Below are 17271 nucleotides of genomic sequence, written 5' to 3'. Positions count from 1 at the left end.
CAAGGGCATCTCGGCCTGGCGCCGTCGCGTCCGAGAGAGCGGGGACTTCCACGAGCATGGCAGGCACGCCACGGACGGCGACATCTACGCCTCCGGGGGGGGGGGGGGGGGGACCCCCCCCCCCCGACCAGCAGAACACCGCCCCTCAGAACGCGCCCGACTCCTCCGAAGGACCCGGTACCCGCGCACGGGACAACACGGCGACCTCCGCGCGCAGCGCGCGAACCTCCTCGGTCAGCAAGGCGATCGCCTCCGTCTGCCGCCGCTCCTCCTCGTCGTCCCGCTCGAACCGCGCGATGAACCACGCCGCGATGTTCGCGGTGACGACACCCAGCAGCGCGATCCCCGACAGCATCAGGCCGACGGCGAGCACCCGCCCCGCCCCGGTCGTCGGCGCGTGATCCCCGTACCCCACGGTCGTCATCGTCGTGAACGACCACCACACCGCGTCACCCAGCGTCCGGATGTTCCCTCCGGGCGCGTCCCGCTCGACGGACAGCACCGCGAGCGAGCCGAACATCAGCAGCCCGACCACGGCCCCCGCCACATACGTGGTCAGCCGGATCTGCGAGGCCATCCGCGCCCGCTGCCCCACCAGCAGCAGCGTCGACACGACACGCAACAACCGCAGCGGTTGGATCAGCGGCAGCAGCACCGCGATCAGGTCCAGCCAGTGCCGCCGCACGAACGCCCACCGCTCGCGCGACAGCGTCAGCCGCACCACGTAGTCCAGCGCGAACGCCCCCCACACCACCCACTCGGTCACCTCGCACGCGCGGGTGACCGAGTGACTCGCGGAGGGCTCCACGATCGGCACCGCGTAGGCGATCGCGAACAGGACGGCCAGTGCCAGCAAGGGCCGCTGGGTGCTTCGCTCCCAGCGGCCCTGTGCCGTTCGTTCCTTCATGGCCGCATCGTACGGTGGCACGCGGGACGCGCGGCCGGCCGCGATGCCCGCCCGGAGCCCCCGGCGGGAGTCCCTCCGGGCCGGCCCCTACGCGTCGCCCCCGGCCACCCCGGGATCCGCGGCGGAGACGTCGAGCAGCTGGTACCGGTCGACGGCCTGCTTGAGCACCGACCGGTCCACCTTCCCCTCCCGCGCCAGCTCCGTCAGCACGGCCACCACGATCGACTGCGCGTCGATGTGGAAGTACCGCCGGGCGGCACCCCGGGTGTCGGCGAAACCGAATCCGTCCGCGCCCAGGGACTGGTAGGTCCCCGGCACCCAGCGGGCGATCTGGTCCGGCACCGACCGCATCCAGTCGGACACGGCCACGAACGGCCCCTGCGCCCCGGACAGCTTGCGCGTCACGTACGGCACGCGCTGCTCCGACTCCGGGTGCAGCAGGTTGTGCTGCTCGCACTCCACCGCCTCGCGCCGCAGCTCGTTCCACGAGGTCGCCGACCAGACGTCGGCGCGCACGTCCCACTCCTCGGCGAGGATCCGCTGTGCCTCCACGGCCCACGGCACGGCCACACCGGAGGCCATGATCTGCGCCGGGATCGACCCGGAGGTGCCCTCGCTGAAGCGGTGGACGCCCTTGAGGATGCCCTCGACGTCGACGTTCGCCGGCTCGGCCGGGTGCTGGATGGGCTCGTTGTAGACGGTGAGGTAGTAGAAGACGTCCTCGCCGTGCGGGTGCTCCTCGGAGCCGCCGTACATCCGCCGCAGGCCGTCCTGGACGATGTGCGCGATCTCGAAGGAGTAGGCCGGGTCGTACGCCACACAGCCCGGGTTGGTCGAGGCCAGCAGCTGCGAGTGGCCGTCCGCGTGCTGGAGGCCCTCGCCGGTCAGGGTCGTGCGTCCGGCGGTCGCGCCCAGGACGAAGCCGCGCGCCAGCTGGTCGGACATCTGCCAGAACTGGTCGCCGGTGCGCTGGAAACCGAACATCGAGTAGAAGACGTAGACCGGGATCAGCGGCTCGCCGTGCGTGGCGTACGCCGAGCCCGCCGCGATCAGCGAGGCCGTGCAGCCCGCCTCGGAGATGCCGTCGTGCAGCATCTGCCCGGTCGGCGACTCCTTGTAGGCGAGCAGCAGCTCGCGGTCGACCGACTCGTACTGCTGCCCGAGCGGGTTGTAGATCTTCGCACTCGGGAAGAACGAGTCCATGCCGAAGGTGCGGTACTCGTCCGGCGCGATCAGTACGAACCGCTTGCCGAGCTCCTTGTCCCGCATGAGGTCCTTGAGGAGCCGGACGAACGCCATGGTGGTGGCGATGGACTGGTGCCCGGAGCCCTTCTTCACGGTCGCGTACGTACTGTCGTCCGGCAGCACGAGCGGCTTCGAGCGCACCACGCGCGTGGGGACGTACCCGCCGAGCCCCTTGCGGCGGTCGTGCATGTACTGGATCTCCTCGGAGTCGCGCCCCGGGTGGTAGTACGGCGGGAGCCCGCCCTCCAGGTCCTTGTCGGAGATCGGCAGGTGCAGCCGGTCGCGGAAGCGCTTGAGGTCGTCGACCGTCAGCTTCTTCATCTGGTGCGTGGCGTTGCGGCCCTCGAAGTTCGGGCCCAGCGTCCAGCCCTTGACCGTCTTGGCCAGGATCACCGTCGGCTGGCCCTTGTGCGCCTTGGCCGCGGAGAACGCCGCGAAGATCTTCTTGTGGTCGTGACCGCCGCGGCCCAGGTGCAGGATCTGGTCGTCGGTCATGCCCTCGACCATCGCGCGCAGCCGCTGGTCGTCGCCGAAGAAGTGCTCACGGATGTAGGAGCCGGACTCGGTGGCGTAGGTCTGGAACTGCCCGTCCGGGGTGGTGTTCATCCTGTTGACCAGGATGCCGTCGCGGTCCTGGGCGAGCAGCGGGTCCCAGGAGCGGTCCCAGATCAGCTTGATCACGTTCCAGCCGGCGCCCCGGAACACCGACTCCAGCTCCTGGATCACCTTGCCGTTGCCGCGCACCGGGCCGTCGAGCCGCTGGAGGTTGCAGTTGACCACGAAGGTGAGGTTGTCCAGGCCCTCGCGCGCGGCGATGGTCAGCTGGCCGAGCGACTCCGGCTCGTCCATCTCGCCGTCGCCGAGGAACGCCCACACCTGCGACTTCGAGGTGTCGGCGATGCCGCGCGCGTGCATGTAGCGGTTCATCCGCGCCTGGTAGATCGCCCCGATCGGGCCGAGGCCCATCGACACGGTCGGGAACTCCCAGAAGTCCGGCATCAGCCGGGGGTGCGGGTAGGAGGACAGTCCGTACGGCGCCTTCGACCTCTCCTGGCGGAACCCGTCCAGGTTGTTCTCGCCGAGCCGGTCGAGCAGGTACGCGCGCGCGTAGATGCCCGGCGAGGCGTGCCCCTGGAAGAAGACCTGGTCGCCGCCGTCGCCCTCGTCCTTGCCCCGGAAGAAGTGGTTGAAGCCCACGTCGTACAGCGAGGCGGAGGAGGCGAAGGTGGCGATGTGGCCGCCCACCCCGATGCCCGGGCGCTGGGCGCGCGAGACCATCACGGCGGCGTTCCAGCGGGTGGCGTTGAGGATCCGGCGCTCGATCTCCTCGTTGCCCGGGAAGAACGGCTCGTCCTTGGTGGCGATGGTGTTGACGTAGTCCGTGCTGCGCATCTCGGGCACGGCCACCCGCTTCTCGCGGGCCCGCTCGATCAGCCGCAGCATGAGATAGCGGGCCCGCTCACGGCCGCGCTCGTCGATGGCGGCGTCCAGGGAGTCGAGCCACTCCCGGGTCTCTTCGGGGTCGAAGTCGGGAACCTGGCTGGGAAGGCCGCCAATGATGATCGGATTGCGATCGGATCCGGGAGCCACGCTGTTCCTTACCTGTCGAGGGCCTTGTCGTCTCTGCCTGCACCGCTCCCCATCGTGTACCTCGGGGCGGCAAACGTCATCTCTACCGTGAGGTAACCGGCAGACCCGGCATGTCGGTGGAATCTCGTTCGAGACTCGTACTCACATAGGGTTCTCAAACGCCCATAGGGGGCAGAAAGGTGTGGTGTGTGTCACCTTTGATCACGAAGGAGTGCCTGGAGTTGCGGTGACACGGCCAGGATCGTCACCGTTTCGGCGGTCTGCACGGCCGGGTACTTGCGCGATCCGCCCTGCACGTGTGGACTACGGCCAATGCTTCGCGCACGCGCGTGGCTGAGTTATTCCCAAAACATGATCAGGAGGCAAACCGTGAGCGCGACCGCGGACCACGCGGAGACGAACCTGGCCGTCAGGCTGGGCTTCCAGCCCGACCAGGTGGTCCAGGAGATCGGCTACGACGACGACGCCGATCAGGAGCTCCGTGAGGCCATCGAAGAGGCCACCGGCACCGAGCTCGTCGACGAGGATTACGACGACGTGGCCGACGCCGTGGTGCTCTGGTTCCGCGAGGACGACGGGGACCTGACCGATGCGCTGGTGGACGCCATCGCGTACATGGAGGAGGGCGGCCAGATCCTGCTCCTGACGCCGAAGACCGGCCGCGACGGCTACGTCGAGCCCAGTGACATCGGAGAGGCCGCCACCACGGCCGGCCTGTCCCAGAGCAAGAGCATCAACGCGGGCAAGGACTGGAACGCAAGCCGTCTGGTCACGCCCAAGTCGGCGGCCAAGAAGCGCTGAGCCCCGGCACCGTCGTGAGACCGCGGACGGGCCGAGCATGTGCTCGGCCCGTCCGTCGGTGTGCCCCGCTCGCCTCGTAGGCTGTTCCCACCCGAACAGCCCAGCGAAGGGAACTGCCCGAGATGGCCATCCAGGTCGGCGAGAAGGCCCCGGACTTCGAGCTCAAGGACAACCACGGCCGCACCGTGAGGCTGTCCGACTTCCGCGGCGAGAAGAACGTGGTCGTGATCTTCTACCCGTTCGCCTTCACCGGCGTGTGCACGGGCGAGCTGTGCGAGGTGCGCGACAACCTGCCGAGGTTCGCCGACCGCGACACGCAGGTGCTCGCCGTCTCCAACGACTCCATCCACACCCTGCGCGTCTTCGCCGAGCAGGAGGGCCTGGAGTACCCCCTGCTCAGCGACTTCTGGCCGCACGGCGAGGTCTCCCGCGCCTACGGCGTCTTCGCCGAGGACAAGGGCTGCGCGGTGCGCGGCACCTTCGTCGTCGACAAGGAGGGCGTGGTCCGCTGGAGCGTCGTCAACGCCCTGCCGGACGCGCGGGACCTCGGCGAGTACGTCGCGGCGCTCGACACCCTCTGATTCTTCACCCCGCGGCCTGCGGGCCACGGGAACCCGTCACTAGGATCGAATCGTTTGATCCGTTATCAACGCACGACGGGGCACCCCGCCCCTGGACACCAATGGAGGACTCGTGGGAGTCAGCCTCAGCAAGGGCGGCAACGTATCGCTGACCAAGGAGGCCCCGGGCCTGACCGCGGTCATCATCGGTCTGGGCTGGGACGTGCGCACCACGACCGGCACGGACTTCGACCTGGACGCCAGCGCGCTGCTGCTGAACAACACCGGCAAGGTCACCAGCGACGCCAACTTCGTCTTCTTCAACAACCTCAAGAGCCCCGACGGCTCGGTCGAGCACACCGGTGACAACATCACCGGTGAGGGCGAGGGCGACGACGAGCAGATCAAGGTCAACCTCGCGGCCGTGCCGGCCGACATCGAGAAGATCGTCTTCCCGGTGTCGATCTACGACGCCGAGAACCGCCAGCAGTCCTTCGGCCAGGTCCGCAACGCGTTCATCCGCGTCGTGAACCAGGCCGGTGAGGCGGAGATCGCCCGTTACGACCTGAGCGAGGACGCCTCGACCGAGACCGCGATGGTCTTCGGTGAGCTCTACCGGCACGGTGCGGAGTGGAAGTTCCGCGCCATCGGCCAGGGCTACGCCTCGGGCCTGCGCGGCATCGCGCAGGACTTCGGCGTCAACGTCTGAGCCGGCCCAGGGCGAAACACGACCTGAAGGTCCCAGGGCGAATCACGACCTGAAGGTCTTTGTCCGGCGTCGCACGGTTTACGTGCGGCGCCGGACGTGCAGGACAGCCACATAAGCATCACCTCGGGGAGGGACCAGCAATATGGGCGTCACGCTCGCCAAGGGAGGCAATGTCTCCCTGTCCAAGGCCGCACCGAACCTCACGCAGGTGCTGATCGGCCTCGGCTGGGACGCACGCTCCACCACCGGAGCCGACTTCGACCTCGACGCCAGCGCCCTGATGTGCAACGGCGGGCGGGTGATGGGCGACGAGTGGTTCATCTTCTACAACCAGCTCACCAGCCCCGACGGCTCGGTCAAGCACACCGGCGACAACCTCACCGGTGAGGGCGACGGCGACGACGAGTCCCTGATCATCGACCTGTCCAGGGTCCCGGCCCAGTGCGACAAGATCGTCTTCCCGGTCTCGATCCACATGGCAGACGAGCGGGGCCAGACCTTCGGCCAGGTCAGCAACGCCTTCATCCGGGTCGTCAACCAGGCCGACGGCCAGGAACTGGCGCGGTACGACCTCAGCGAGGACGCCTCCACGGAGACCGCCATGATCTTCGGCGAGGTCTACCGCTACCAGGCGGAGTGGAAGTTCCGGGCCGTGGGCCAGGGGTACGCGTCCGGACTGCGGGGCATCGCCCTGGACTTCGGGGTCCACGTCTCGTAGAGCCGTGAGACGCCACGGGCCGCCCCGGTCCGGGCCGTCGCGACCCCCGGCGCCCGTCAGGTTCCGGTCGATACCGGGACCATGACGGTGCGCCCCCGATCGGTACTCGGTAACGGGTGCGCCCCGGTCGGAGAACCCTCCTGGCCCGTCCGGGGCGCCGCAGAATAGACTTCGTCAACGTTTCGTAAAGCCGAGTACGGCTCGGGGGAGACCGTCCCCCACACTCCGTGTGGGAGGTCCCCCAACAAGGATTGGGTAGCCAGTGGTTCTGAAAACCTTCGGCTGGTCGTTCGCGGTCACCGCGCTCGGCCTGGTCGCGGCGGTCTTCTACGGGGGGTGGACCGCCTTCGGCATCGTGGCGATCCTCTCCGTACTCGAGATCTCGCTCTCGTTCGACAACGCGGTGGTCAACGCCGGAATCCTGAAGAAGATGAGTGCCTTCTGGCAGAAGATCTTCCTCACGATCGGTGTGCTCATCGCCGTCTTCGGTATGCGTCTGATCTTTCCCGTCGTCATCGTCGCCGTCAGCGCGAGCATGGGACCGATCGAGGCCGTCGACCTCGCGCTCACCGACAAGGACCGGTACGAGCAGCTCGTCACCGACGCCCACCCGTCGATCGCGGCGTTCGGCGGCATGTTCCTGCTGATGATCTTCCTGGACTTCATCTTCGAGGACCGGGACATCAAGTGGCTGGCCTGGCTGGAGCGCCCGCTGGCCAAGCTGGGCAAGATCGACATGCTGTCGGTCTGTGTCGCCCTGATCGTCCTGCTCATCACCTCGATGACCTTCGCGACGCACGCGCACCTGCACTCCGGGTCGGCCGACAAGGCGGAGACGGTCCTGCTGTCCGGCGTCGCCGGTCTCATCACGTACATGATCGTCGGCGGTCTCTCCGGCTTCTTCGAGGACAGGCTCGAAGAGGAGGAGGAGCGTGAGCACGAGGCCGAGGAAGCGGCGGAGCGGGCCGGCAAGCCACGTCCCGCGATCGTCCTCGCGGGCAAGGCCGCGTTCTTCATGTTCCTCTACCTGGAGGTCCTGGACGCGTCCTTCTCCTTCGACGGTGTCATCGGCGCCTTCGCCATCACCAACGACATCGTGCTGATGGCCATCGGCCTCGGCATCGGCGCCATGTACGTCCGTTCGCTCACGGTCTACCTGGTCCGCCAGGGCACCCTCGACGACTACGTCTACCTGGAGCACGGCGCCCACTACGCCATCGGCGCCCTCGCAGTGATCCTCCTGGTGACCATCCAGTACCAGATCAGCGAGATCATCACCGGCTTGATCGGTGTCGTTCTCATCGCCTGGTCCTTCTGGTCCTCCGTCCGCCGCAACCGCGCGCTGGCCGCGGCCGGCGGGGAAGCGGGATCGGACGAGAAGACCGAGGTCTCCTCAGGGGTGTGACACCCTCACGGGTGAGGAACGCTTCGAGCGGGGCGGTGTCGAGGACCGAGTCCTCCGGCGCCGCCCCGCAGGCAGTTCGCGGGGACCACACGACTTGGGGGCGGGTATGGGCTGGCTCGACGGACTCTGGCGCGGGCGGGACATCCAGTTCGACTCGGGCAGCGCGTCGTCCAACGCGATCGAGCTGACCAAACGGCACAGCCAGGTCTCCCTGACCAGGCAGGGCGCCGCCACCGGCCATCTCCGCGTCAACCTGGCCTGGCGCATGCGCACCTCCGACATCGGCGGCCCGCAGCGCGAGAGCCTGCTGCGCCACCCCTTCCGGGCCCTCAAGCCCCCGGAGGTCATGGGCCACAGCCAGAGCATGGTCAACGTCGACCTCGACCTCGGCTGCCTCTACGAGCTCCAGGACGGCACCAGGGGCGTCGTCCAGCCGCTCGGCGGCTTCCTCGGCGACGTCAACGCCCCGCCGTACGTCAAGCTCAGCGGTGACGACCGCTTCGGCTCCGCCTCGGGCGAGACGATCTACGTCAACCTCGACCACCGCGACAGCATCAAGCGCCTGCTGGTCTTCGCCTACATCTACGACCAGACCCCGGCCTTCGACCGCACCCAGGCGATGGTCACCCTCTACCCCAGCAACGGCCCCCGCATCGAGATCAGCCTCGACGAACGCCACCCCCAGGCCCGCTCCTGCGCCATCGTCCTCATCGAGAACGTCAAGGGCGAGATCATGGTCCGCCGCGAGGTCAAGTTCGTCTACGGCTTCCAGGCCGAACTCGACCGCCTCTACGGCTGGGGCCTCCAATGGGGCAGAGGCTACAAATCCAAGGCAGACCGCTAACCACGCCCCTTCTTCAGGGGTGCGGGGCTGTATCGATCTGTGGCTCCGCCGCGTGGCGCTCAGCCGACGGCGACTCACAGCCGCGCCTGAGCGGAAACGCCCTAAGGGGCGCGGGGCTGTATCGATCTGCGGCTCCGCCGCGTGGGCGCTCAGCCGACTGCGACTCACAGCCGCGCCTGAGCGAAACGCCCTAAGGGGCGCGGGGAACTGCGCGACCAGCCACGGACGGCGGTCAGCCGCGAATCTGCCGGAAGGCGGCCGGCCTACGGCCTGATGAACTGCGGCCCCTGCGGAGGCAGCTGGAACTCCCCGCCAGTCCCCACCGGCTGCGGATACCCATAGGCGGGAGCCGCCCCCGCCGGCTGCGGATACCCGTACGCCGGAGGCGGGAACCCGTACCCCGCCTGCTGAGGCACCGCACTCGTCGGCGCCTCCGGAGGCAACGGCCGCGACACCTCCGCCGACGGCTCGCCCACAGCCTCCGGCACCCCCGCCCCCTCCGGCCCGACCGCCGGAGGCAACTCCGTCTCGGACTCGTCCACGGAGATCCCGTAGTCCGTGGCCAGCCCCCGCAGCCCGTCCGAATACCCCTCCCCGAGGGCCCGGAACTTCCATCCGTCACCCCGCCGGTACAGCTCACCGCAGATCAGCGCGGTCTCCTGCCCGGTCTGCGGCTTGACGTCGAAGTACGCCAGCGGCTCGCCCTCGGCCGTGGACGGGTCGTACAGCGAGATCCGCAGGGAACGTACGCGGTCGAACGTCACCCCGTCCGCCGATGCGACCAGCAGAATCCGGCCGACACTGGACTCGACACCGGAGAGATCTGTCTGGATCGTGTCGGTCAGGCCCTCGGCGACCCGTTTCTTGCCGAGCCGCCAGACCTGGCCGGAAGGGTGCCGGGGCTGGTTGTAGAAGACGAAGTCCTCGTCGGAGCGCACGCGACCGTCGGGGCCGAGGAGCAGCGCCGAGGCGTCGACGTCGGGCACACCCTGCCCCGTCGTCCAGCGCAGCACGGCGCGCACCGTGGTGGTTTTGAGCGGGACGTTCGACCCCTTCATCATCGCGTGCGTCATGCGGTCATCCTGCCTTCTCGGTCCTGGTCACGACAATGCGGGGGTGGGCCTGCCGTATGGGCGGCTGTGCGCACCTGCGTTACCTGAAATTCATGCCCTGCGGGAACCTGGGACATGGAGTCCTACGTACTATTACCGGCCACTCACATCATCACTTAGGCCAATCCGATACCACGGGGGAGCTTTATGCGTCATTTCGGGCACATCGCCCCAGAGGTACGGCGACGCCTCTTCCATCAGGAGCCGTGCGAGTTCACCGCCGGTTCCCCCGCCCGGCTGCTTTCCGCCGCCCTGGGCGCCACGCTGTACAGCCCGGCCACCAGGCCGCGGCTCGCCGACGACATCGTCAAGCAGTCGGCCCGCGGCGTGGTCTCGATGGTGCTGTGCCTCGAGGACTCGATCGACGACGCGGACGTGCCGGGCGGCGAGGAGAACCTCGTCCGCCAGTTCACCGAGCTCGCCGCCCGCGAGCCGTACGCCGACGACCCGCCGCTGCTGTTCATCCGGGTGCGCACCCCCGAGCAGATCCCGGACCTCGTCGACCGCCTCGGCCCCGCCGTGCGGGTGCTGTCCGGCTTCGTGATGCCCAAGTTCACCGAGGAACGCGGCATCCCCTTCCTGGAGGCCCTCACCGCCGCCGAGGCCGCCTGCGGCCGGCGCCTGTTCGCGATGCCGGTCCTGGAGTCGCCCGAGCTGCTCTACCGCGAGTCCCGCGTGGAGACCCTGGAGGGCATCTCCCGCGCCGTCGACAAGTACCGCGACCGGGTCCTGGCCCTGCGCCTCGGCGTGACCGATTTCTGCTCCTCCTACGGCCTGCGCCGGGCCCCCGACATGACCGCCTACGACGTCCAGATCGTGGCCTCCGTGATCGCCGACGTGGTCAACATGCTCGGCCGCGCCGACGGCACGGGCTTCACCGTGACCGGCCCGGTGTGGGAGTACTTCCGCGTGCAGGAACGTATGTTCAAGCCCCAGCTGCGGCGCAGCCCCTTCCTGGAGGGTCAGGCCGAGGAGCTGCGCGAGGCGCTGCTCGAACACGCGATGGACGGACTGCTGCGCGAGATCACCCTCGACCAGGCCAACGGCCTGACCGGCAAGACCTGCATCCACCCCTCTCACGTCCTGCCCGTGCACGCGCTGTCCGTCGTCAGTCACGAGGAGTACAGCGACGCCCAGGACATCCTGCGGCCGGAACGGCACGGTGGGGGTGTACTGCGATCGGCGTACACGAACAAAATGAACGAGGTGAAGCCGCACCGCGCCTGGGCCGAGCGGACCATGCTGCGCGCCGAGGTGTTCGGCGTGGCGCGTGAGGACGTCGGTTTCGTGGAGCTGCTCGCCGCCGGGATACCCGGCTGAAGACACAGGAACTCATGACTAACGCAGAGAACAACGGAGTCTGGTCCGGCACCTGGGTCGCCGAACGGCTCGGGGTCGAACTCATGGGCGACGACAGCCTGACGGCACTGCTGGGGCTCGCGCTGCGCCGCAACCCCAAGCGGGCCCATCTGCTGGTCTCCCATGTGCTCGGCAAGCACGTGCCGCAGTCCCCGTCCGTGGTGCACGGCCACGGCTTCGCCCTCGGCCGCCGGGTGCGCGAGCTGCTCGGCGCCGAGGAGGCGGCCCGCGCGGTCGTCCTCGGCTACGCCGAGACCGCCACCGGGCTCGGCCACAGCGTCGCCGACGGCCTCGGCCCCGCGCCCTACCTGCACTCCACCCGCCGCCCCGTTCCCGGCGTGGCCCGCGCGGGCGGCTTCGAGGAGTCCCACTCCCACGCCACCTCCCATCTGCTGCTCCCGGAGGACCCGGCCCTGCTGGTCGGCGACGGCCCGCTGATCCTGGTCGACGACGAGTTCTCCACGGGGAACACGGTGCTGAACACCGTCCGGGATCTGCACGAGCGGTACCCGCGCGGGCGGTACGTCGTCGTCGCGCTGGTCGACATGCGGTCCCCGGCGGACACCGCCCGTATGGAGCGGTTCGCCCGGGAGATCGGGGCACGGGTCGACCTCGTGGCGGCGGCCTCGGGCACGGTGCGGCTTCCCGAGGGGGTGCTGGAGAAGGGGCAGGCCCTGGTGGCGCGGTACGAAGCCGGGGGTGCCGCCGGGGGCCGTCCGTCGGCTGCGGCGCCGTCGTGGCCGGTCGCGCAGTTCACCGCGCCCCCGGAAGGGGCGCGCGGTGGTGCTGAATCTGCGGCTACCGCCGCGGGGGCGCGAGCAACCCCCACCGGCCCGCAGTCGCCCGACCACCGCGTCACCCGGGTGGACCTGCGCTGGCCCACCGGCCTCCCCGACGGAGGTCGCCACGGGTTCACGCAGGCGCACCGGGAGCGACTGGAGTCCGCGCTCCCCGCCATGGCCGCCCGCCTGGCCGAGGCCCTGCCCGGCCACGCGCACCGCGTCCTCGTCCTCGGCAACGAGGAGCTGATGTACGCCCCCCTCCGCCTCGCGCACGCGCTGGAGCAGCGGCTGCCCTCGGCGGAGATACGGTTCTCCACCACCACCCGCTCGCCCGTCCTCGCCGTCGACGACCCGGGCTACGCCATCCGCACCCGCCTGGTCTTCCCCGCGCACGACGACCCCGCCGACGGCCCCGGCGACCGCTACGCCTACAACGTGGCCGGCGCCGGCTTCGACACCGTCGTCGCCGTCGTCGACTCCACCGGCGACACCCCCCTCCTGCACGCCCCCGACGGCCTGCTGGCCCGGCTCGCGGCCCATGCCCCCCAGGTCCTGCTCGCGGTCGTACCGTCCTACGTCCCCGAGCCCCTGGTCGTTCCCGAAAGGCCCGCCATGCTGTCCGAGCCCCTCCGCGGCCCCGCCTTCTCCTCCTACGCGCCCGACGAGGTCGGCTGGCTGCTCCAGGACCTCTCGGAGGTCACGCTGGAGGCGCCGACCGAGGAGCGCGAGGAGGCCATCCAGAGCGGCGGCGCCCACTACGCCGAGTCGCTGCCGGTGGAGTACCAGCCCAGCGCGCAGTACCAGCAGCTGTTCCAGACCGCGCTGGAGGAGTCCGCGGCCCGGCTCGCCCAGGCCGTCGGCGCGGTCACCGAGCTCGTGCTCGCCGAGCGGTCCCCCCGCCCCGTACTGGTCTCCCTGGCCCGCGCGGGCACCCCGGTCGGCGTGCTGATGCGCCGCTGGGCCCGTTACCGGCACGGCCTCGACCTGCCGCACTACGCCGTGTCGATCGTGCGCGGCCGCGGCATCGACGCCAACGCCCTGCGCTACCTCGCCGCCCATCACGACCCCTCCGACGTCGTGTTCGTCGACGGCTGGACCGGAAAGGGCGCCATCACCCGCGAACTCGCCGTCGCCATCGAGGAGTTCGAGGCCTCCGGCGGCCCGGCCGGCTTCGACCCGGAGATCGCCGTGCTCGCCGACCCCGGCTCCTGCGTGCGCACCTACGGCACCCGCGAGGACTTCCTCATCCCCTCCGCCTGCCTCAACTCCACGGTCTCCGGCCTGATATCGCGTACGGTGCTCAGGTCCGACCTGGTCGGCGCGGACGACTACCACGGCGCGAAGTTCTACCGCGAACTCGCCGGCGCGGACGTCTCGGTGGCCTTCCTGGACGCGGTGTCCGAGCGCTTCGACGAGGTCGAGGACGCCGTGGACGCGACGGTGAAGGAACTGCAGTCCGGCGACCGCGAGCCCACCTGGGAGGGCTGGGCCGCGGTCGAGCGCATCAGCGAGGAGTACGGCATCCACGACGTCAACCTCGTCAAGCCCGGCGTGGGCGAGACCACCCGGGTGCTGCTGCGCCGGGTGCCCTGGAAGATCCTGGCCCGGGTGGGGGCCGGCGCCGACCTCGACCACGTACGGCTGCTCGCAGAGCAGCGCGGCGTGCCCGTCGAGGAGGTCGCCGAACTGCCCTACACCTGCGTCGGGCTGATTCATCCCAAGTACACGCGCGGCGCGACGGGCGCCGACGGAAAGGCGGTGGCGCTCTGATGCCGGTGCTCGTGGCGAGCGATCTGGACCGGACGCTGATCTACTCCTCGGCGGCCCTTGCCCTGACCATGCCGGACGCACGGGCGCCACGCCTGTTGTGCGTCGAGGTGCACGAGAGCAGGCCCCTGTCGTTCATGACGGAGACGGCGGCGGGCCTGCTGACCGAGCTCGGCGACGCGGCGGTGTTCGTGCCGACGACGACCCGGACCCGTAAGCAGTACCAGCGCATCAACCTGCCCGGCCCGGTGCCGAAGTACGCGATCTGCGCCAACGGCGGGCACATCCTCGTCGACGGCGTCTCCGACCCCGACTGGCAGGCCGCGGTCGAGGCCCGGCTCGCCGACGAGTGCGCGCCGCTCGCGGAGATCCGCGCCCACCTGGAGGTCTCCGCCGACCCGGTCTGGGTCCGCAAGCACCGCGTCGCCGAGGACCTGTTCGCCTACCTCGTCGTGGAGCGCGAGCTGCTCCCCGAGGAGTGGGTGAAGGAACTCGCCGTCTGGGCCGAGAACCGCGGCTGGACGGTCTCCTTGCAGGGCCGCAAGATCTACGCCGTTCCGAAGCCGCTGACCAAGAGCGCGGCGGTGCGGGAGGTGGCCCGCCGGGCGGGCGCCGACCTCACGCTGACGGCCGGGGACTCGCTCCTCGACGCGGATCTGCTGCTCGTCGCCGACCAGGGCTGGCGCCCGGGCCACGGCGAACTCGCCGAGGCGGAGTGGACGGCCCCGATGATCACCGCGCTGCCGGAGCGGGGCGTACTGGCGGGAGAGCGCATCCTCCGCGAGTTCCTGAAGACGGTACGGGGAGCAGGCTGAGCTTGCTCTTCTAGGGGCGCGGGGTGACGCGAGCGCCCTACTCGGGGTCGCGAGGTGACGTGAGCGCCCTTCTTGGGGGCGCGGGGAACTGCGCGACGGGCCACGACGCGGCTTTCAGGGGCGCAGGGAACTGCGCGACAAGCCACGACGCGCCCGTACCCGCGCACCGGCAGGCACCCAGCACCCGGCCGGGCGCGGCGGGCCGCAGGGAACTACGAGTGTGGGCCAACAACCGTTGGCCCACACTCGTATGCCCACGTCCGGTGGCTCAGCCGCAGCAGCCTCCGCCGCAGCAGCCACCACCGCCACCGCCACCGCCCCCGCCGCGCGGCGCCGCGGCCGGCGCGCTCGCCGAGCCGCCGACCGCGACGGCCGACAGCAGCTTGACCGTGTCGTCGTGACCCGAGGGGCACGCGGCCGGCGCGGAGGACTCCGCCATGGGACGGCTCAGTTCGAACGTGTCGCCGCAGGTGCGGCACCGGTACTCGTAGCGAGGCATGCGCACAGGTTAACCGGCGTCCTTCGGCGGCAGGGCGGTGTGCGCGGGTTGCGGGGGAGGCGGGGACGAGTCGCTCCCGCCGGGGTGGCGGGCCTTCCAGTACGGGTTGTCGTGCGGCAGGGCCGAGCCGACCCTTCCGTACATGCCGAAGAACATCAGCAGCACGCCGACGACGAAGCTGAACATCACGTTCTGGATCTGGAAGGCGAGGAAGTTGTAGTCCGTCTCCAGCAGGGCCATGTTCACGAAGCCGCTGAGGATGAACAGCACGCCCAGGATCATGTTCAGCGTGGACGCGAAGTTCCCGCCGATCACCATGCCGACGAACAGCAGCACACCGACGCAGATGGAGAGCACGCTCAGCGCGCCGTTGGTGTTCAGGCCGGCGACCTGGTCGCCGCCGGTGTCGAAGAAGCCGATGTTGTTCGTGAGCCCGAGGATGCCGAAGGCCAGGAGCGCCAGCCCCATCAGTCCGGCCCCGAACCGGTAGACCCTGCTCAGCCGGTGGTCGACGGGAAGGTGTTCGTCCAGCCTGATCCGGCGGCGCGATCCGGTGTGGAACGCGTGTGTGGCCATGTCCGCCTCCCTTGGGTGCGGTGGTAGCGGAGGCCGTACGTGTTCCCAATATCCGCCCGCCCCACCCCGTGGTGCAAACGGCGGACCCTCAGTGACCGCCCCCGCGCTCCTCGCGGATCTGCCCCACGACCTGGGCCACGCCGCGCCGGACCGCCTCGGTCTCGGTCAGGAAGTGCCAGTAGTCGGGGTGGCGCCCCTCCAGCGTGCCGACGGCCCGCTCCAGCCGCGCCACCGACTCGTCGAGCGGGCGGGCGTGCCGGGGGTCGGGGGTGTTGCGGCCGGCCATCGCGAGCCGCTGCGCGTCCCGGATCGCGAACCGGGTCCGCTCGATCTCCTGCTGGGGGTCCTTCTGCACGGCGTTCAGCCGGGTGAGCCGGTCACCGGCCGCGGAGACGGCCTCGTCGGTGCTGTTCAGCAGGGCCCGCACGGTCGACAGCAGGGCCGTCGCGTCCGCCCACCGCTGCTCCGCGCGGGCGGTGCGCGCCTCGGCCAGCTTCCCCTCGGCCTGCCGTACGTGCTCCTCGGACTGGTCGGGAACGTGCTGGAGGTCCTGCCAGCACGCGGCCGTGAAACGCCGCCGCAGCTCGCTGAGCACGGGCTCGACCTGGCCGGCCCGGGTGGTGAGGGCCTGGGCGCGGGTGCGCAGGGACACCAGCCGGTGGTCGATCTCGGCGGCCCGCTCCGGCAGCCGTTCGGCCTCGGCGCGGATCGCCTCGGCCTCGCGGGACACCCGCTCGGCACGCTCCAGGGTCTGCGGCACGCCGTGCTGTCCGGCGCCCTGGTTGAGGCGGGTCAGTTCCGGGGCGAGGGCGGCGAGCCGGGCGGCCAGGTCGTCGGCGCGCAGCCCCGAGCCGCGCGCGGCGTCGAGCGCGTCGGACGCGGCCAGCAGGGCCTGCCGGGCCCGCTCCACGGCGGGCGCGAGCCGGGCCAGCTGGGTCTCGGCCTTGCCGAGCAGCGGGCCGAGGCCCTGCTCGAACCGGTCGAGGTCCTGCTTGACCCGGACCAGCTCGTCCTTGGCGGCGGTCAGCTCGGTGCGGGCGCGGGCCGCGGCGGAGGCCTCCAGGTCGTCACGGTCCAGGTCGTGGGCGTCGACGGCCTGGATGTAACGGTGGCTGGCCTCGTCGATCCGGCGGCCCAGATCCGCGAACCCGTCGGCGGCGCGCCGGGCGGCGGGGGAGTCGTCGACGGCGGCGATCGTCTCGATGGAGATCCGCAGATCCCGCTGGGCGGTGTCGAGTTCGTAGAACGCGGCCGCCGCGTCGTCCTTCGCGGCCTGCGCCTCCGCGCGCTGGCTGTCCGCCCGGCCGCCGAACCAGCGCCGGGTGCCGCCCCCGGCGAACGCGGCGGGCAGCGCGAGGGCGACCGCGAGCGGCAGCGCGGCCAGTGTCAGCGTGTCGCGCAGGGCCCGCCGCAGCGGTGAGGCCGGGGTGCGCGCGGGTGAGGGGCGTCGGGCACGCGTCGACGGCGAATACGGCTGCGGTGGTTTCGCCGTCACATCCCTCTCCCGTGCTGTCGCGCCCTGCCGGTGTCATTCTCCCACCGGTTAAGGACGAACACACGGGCCCGTCAGTTCGCGGTGCGG

The 17271-nt window shown here is 70.4% G+C and carries 15 protein-coding genes; 9 read left to right on the top strand and 6 right to left on the bottom strand.

What is annotated here, in order from left to right:
• Positions 1–145: 145 nt before the first annotated feature.
• Together ACZ6SQ_RS05740 and aceE are read right to left on the bottom strand one after the other, a co-directional pair.
• Positions 146–907, bottom strand: coding sequence for a potassium channel family protein (locus ACZ6SQ_RS05740; protein WP_469557048.1), 762 nt, complete (start codon positions 905–907; stop codon positions 146–148).
• Positions 908–994: 87 nt separating this feature from the next.
• Positions 995–3742, bottom strand: a complete 2748-nt coding sequence (gene aceE / locus ACZ6SQ_RS05735) for a pyruvate dehydrogenase (acetyl-transferring), homodimeric type (RefSeq protein ID WP_469557047.1) — start codon at positions 3740–3742, stop codon at positions 995–997.
• 369 nt (positions 3743–4111) lie between these two features.
• Here aceE and ACZ6SQ_RS05730 point away from each other — a divergent pair, with 369 nt between their 5' ends.
• The 6 genes from ACZ6SQ_RS05730 to ACZ6SQ_RS05705 all read left to right on the top strand — a co-directional run bounded on the left by ACZ6SQ_RS05730 (position 4112) and on the right by ACZ6SQ_RS05705 (position 8779).
• Positions 4112–4543, top strand: a complete 432-nt coding sequence (locus tag ACZ6SQ_RS05730; protein WP_356685671.1) for a DUF3052 domain-containing protein — start codon at positions 4112–4114, stop codon at positions 4541–4543.
• A gap of 122 nt (positions 4544–4665) precedes the next feature.
• The gene (locus ACZ6SQ_RS05725) at positions 4666–5124 is read left to right on the top strand and encodes a peroxiredoxin (protein ID WP_386380388.1); all 459 of its coding nucleotides are present in this window, start codon (positions 4666–4668) and stop codon (positions 5122–5124) included.
• A 112-nt stretch (positions 5125–5236) separates the two neighbouring features.
• Positions 5237–5812: a calcium homeostasis/redox stress adaptation protein gene (locus tag ACZ6SQ_RS05720; protein WP_386380389.1), complete on the top strand. Its 576-nt coding sequence runs from the start codon at positions 5237–5239 to the stop codon at positions 5810–5812.
• 142 nt (positions 5813–5954) lie between these two features.
• The gene (locus ACZ6SQ_RS05715) at positions 5955–6530 is read left to right on the top strand and encodes a TerD family protein (protein ID WP_389329083.1); all 576 of its coding nucleotides are present in this window, start codon (positions 5955–5957) and stop codon (positions 6528–6530) included.
• 262 nt (positions 6531–6792) lie between these two features.
• Entirely contained in the window at positions 6793–7935 is a 1143-nt protein-coding gene (locus ACZ6SQ_RS05710) for a DUF475 domain-containing protein (RefSeq protein ID WP_469557046.1), read from the top strand.
• A 106-nt stretch (positions 7936–8041) separates the two neighbouring features.
• Positions 8042–8779 (top strand): TerD family protein, encoded by a 738-nt coding sequence (locus ACZ6SQ_RS05705; RefSeq protein ID WP_469557045.1) that lies wholly within the window; start codon positions 8042–8044, stop codon positions 8777–8779.
• A gap of 263 nt (positions 8780–9042) precedes the next feature.
• Here ACZ6SQ_RS05705 and ACZ6SQ_RS05700 read toward each other — a convergent pair whose 3' ends face one another.
• Entirely contained in the window at positions 9043–9852 is an 810-nt protein-coding gene (locus tag ACZ6SQ_RS05700; protein ID WP_469557043.1) for a TerD family protein, read from the bottom strand.
• Between the two features lie 186 nt (positions 9853–10038).
• Here ACZ6SQ_RS05700 and ACZ6SQ_RS05695 point away from each other — a divergent pair, with 186 nt between their 5' ends.
• Genes ACZ6SQ_RS05695 through ACZ6SQ_RS05685 form a run of 3 tightly spaced genes read left to right on the top strand, consistent with a single transcriptional unit; the run spans position 10039 to position 14614 of the window.
• Positions 10039–11211: an HpcH/HpaI aldolase/citrate lyase family protein gene (locus ACZ6SQ_RS05695; protein ID WP_469557042.1), complete on the top strand. Its 1173-nt coding sequence runs from the start codon at positions 10039–10041 to the stop codon at positions 11209–11211.
• A gap of 14 nt (positions 11212–11225) precedes the next feature.
• Positions 11226–13802 (top strand): phosphoribosyltransferase, encoded by a 2577-nt coding sequence (locus tag ACZ6SQ_RS05690; protein ID WP_469557040.1) that lies wholly within the window; start codon positions 11226–11228, stop codon positions 13800–13802.
• The gene (locus ACZ6SQ_RS05685; protein WP_469557039.1) at positions 13802–14614 is read left to right on the top strand and encodes an HAD family hydrolase; all 813 of its coding nucleotides are present in this window, start codon (positions 13802–13804) and stop codon (positions 14612–14614) included. The genes ACZ6SQ_RS05690 and ACZ6SQ_RS05685 overlap by 1 nt, the downstream gene beginning before the upstream one ends.
• A 268-nt stretch (positions 14615–14882) precedes the next feature.
• On the opposite strand, the gene ACZ6SQ_RS05680 is transcribed toward ACZ6SQ_RS05685, so the two are convergent.
• From ACZ6SQ_RS05680 to ACZ6SQ_RS05670, 3 genes are all read right to left on the bottom strand, one after another.
• Positions 14883–15113 (bottom strand): FmdB family zinc ribbon protein, encoded by a 231-nt coding sequence (locus ACZ6SQ_RS05680; RefSeq protein WP_469557037.1) that lies wholly within the window; start codon positions 15111–15113, stop codon positions 14883–14885.
• Between the two features lie 9 nt (positions 15114–15122).
• Complete coding sequence (locus ACZ6SQ_RS05675; protein ID WP_469557035.1) at positions 15123–15689, bottom strand: DUF4383 domain-containing protein; 567 nt, start codon at positions 15687–15689, stop codon at positions 15123–15125.
• A gap of 88 nt (positions 15690–15777) precedes the next feature.
• Positions 15778–17184: a hypothetical protein gene (locus ACZ6SQ_RS05670; RefSeq protein WP_469557033.1), complete on the bottom strand. Its 1407-nt coding sequence runs from the start codon at positions 17182–17184 to the stop codon at positions 15778–15780.
• Positions 17185–17271 lie beyond the last annotated feature (87 nt).

This window comes from Streptomyces sp. NPDC048600, assembly GCF_055587025.1.
The sequence above is the reverse complement of the archived record's forward strand: the minus strand, read 5'-3'. Positions and strand labels throughout refer to the sequence as shown.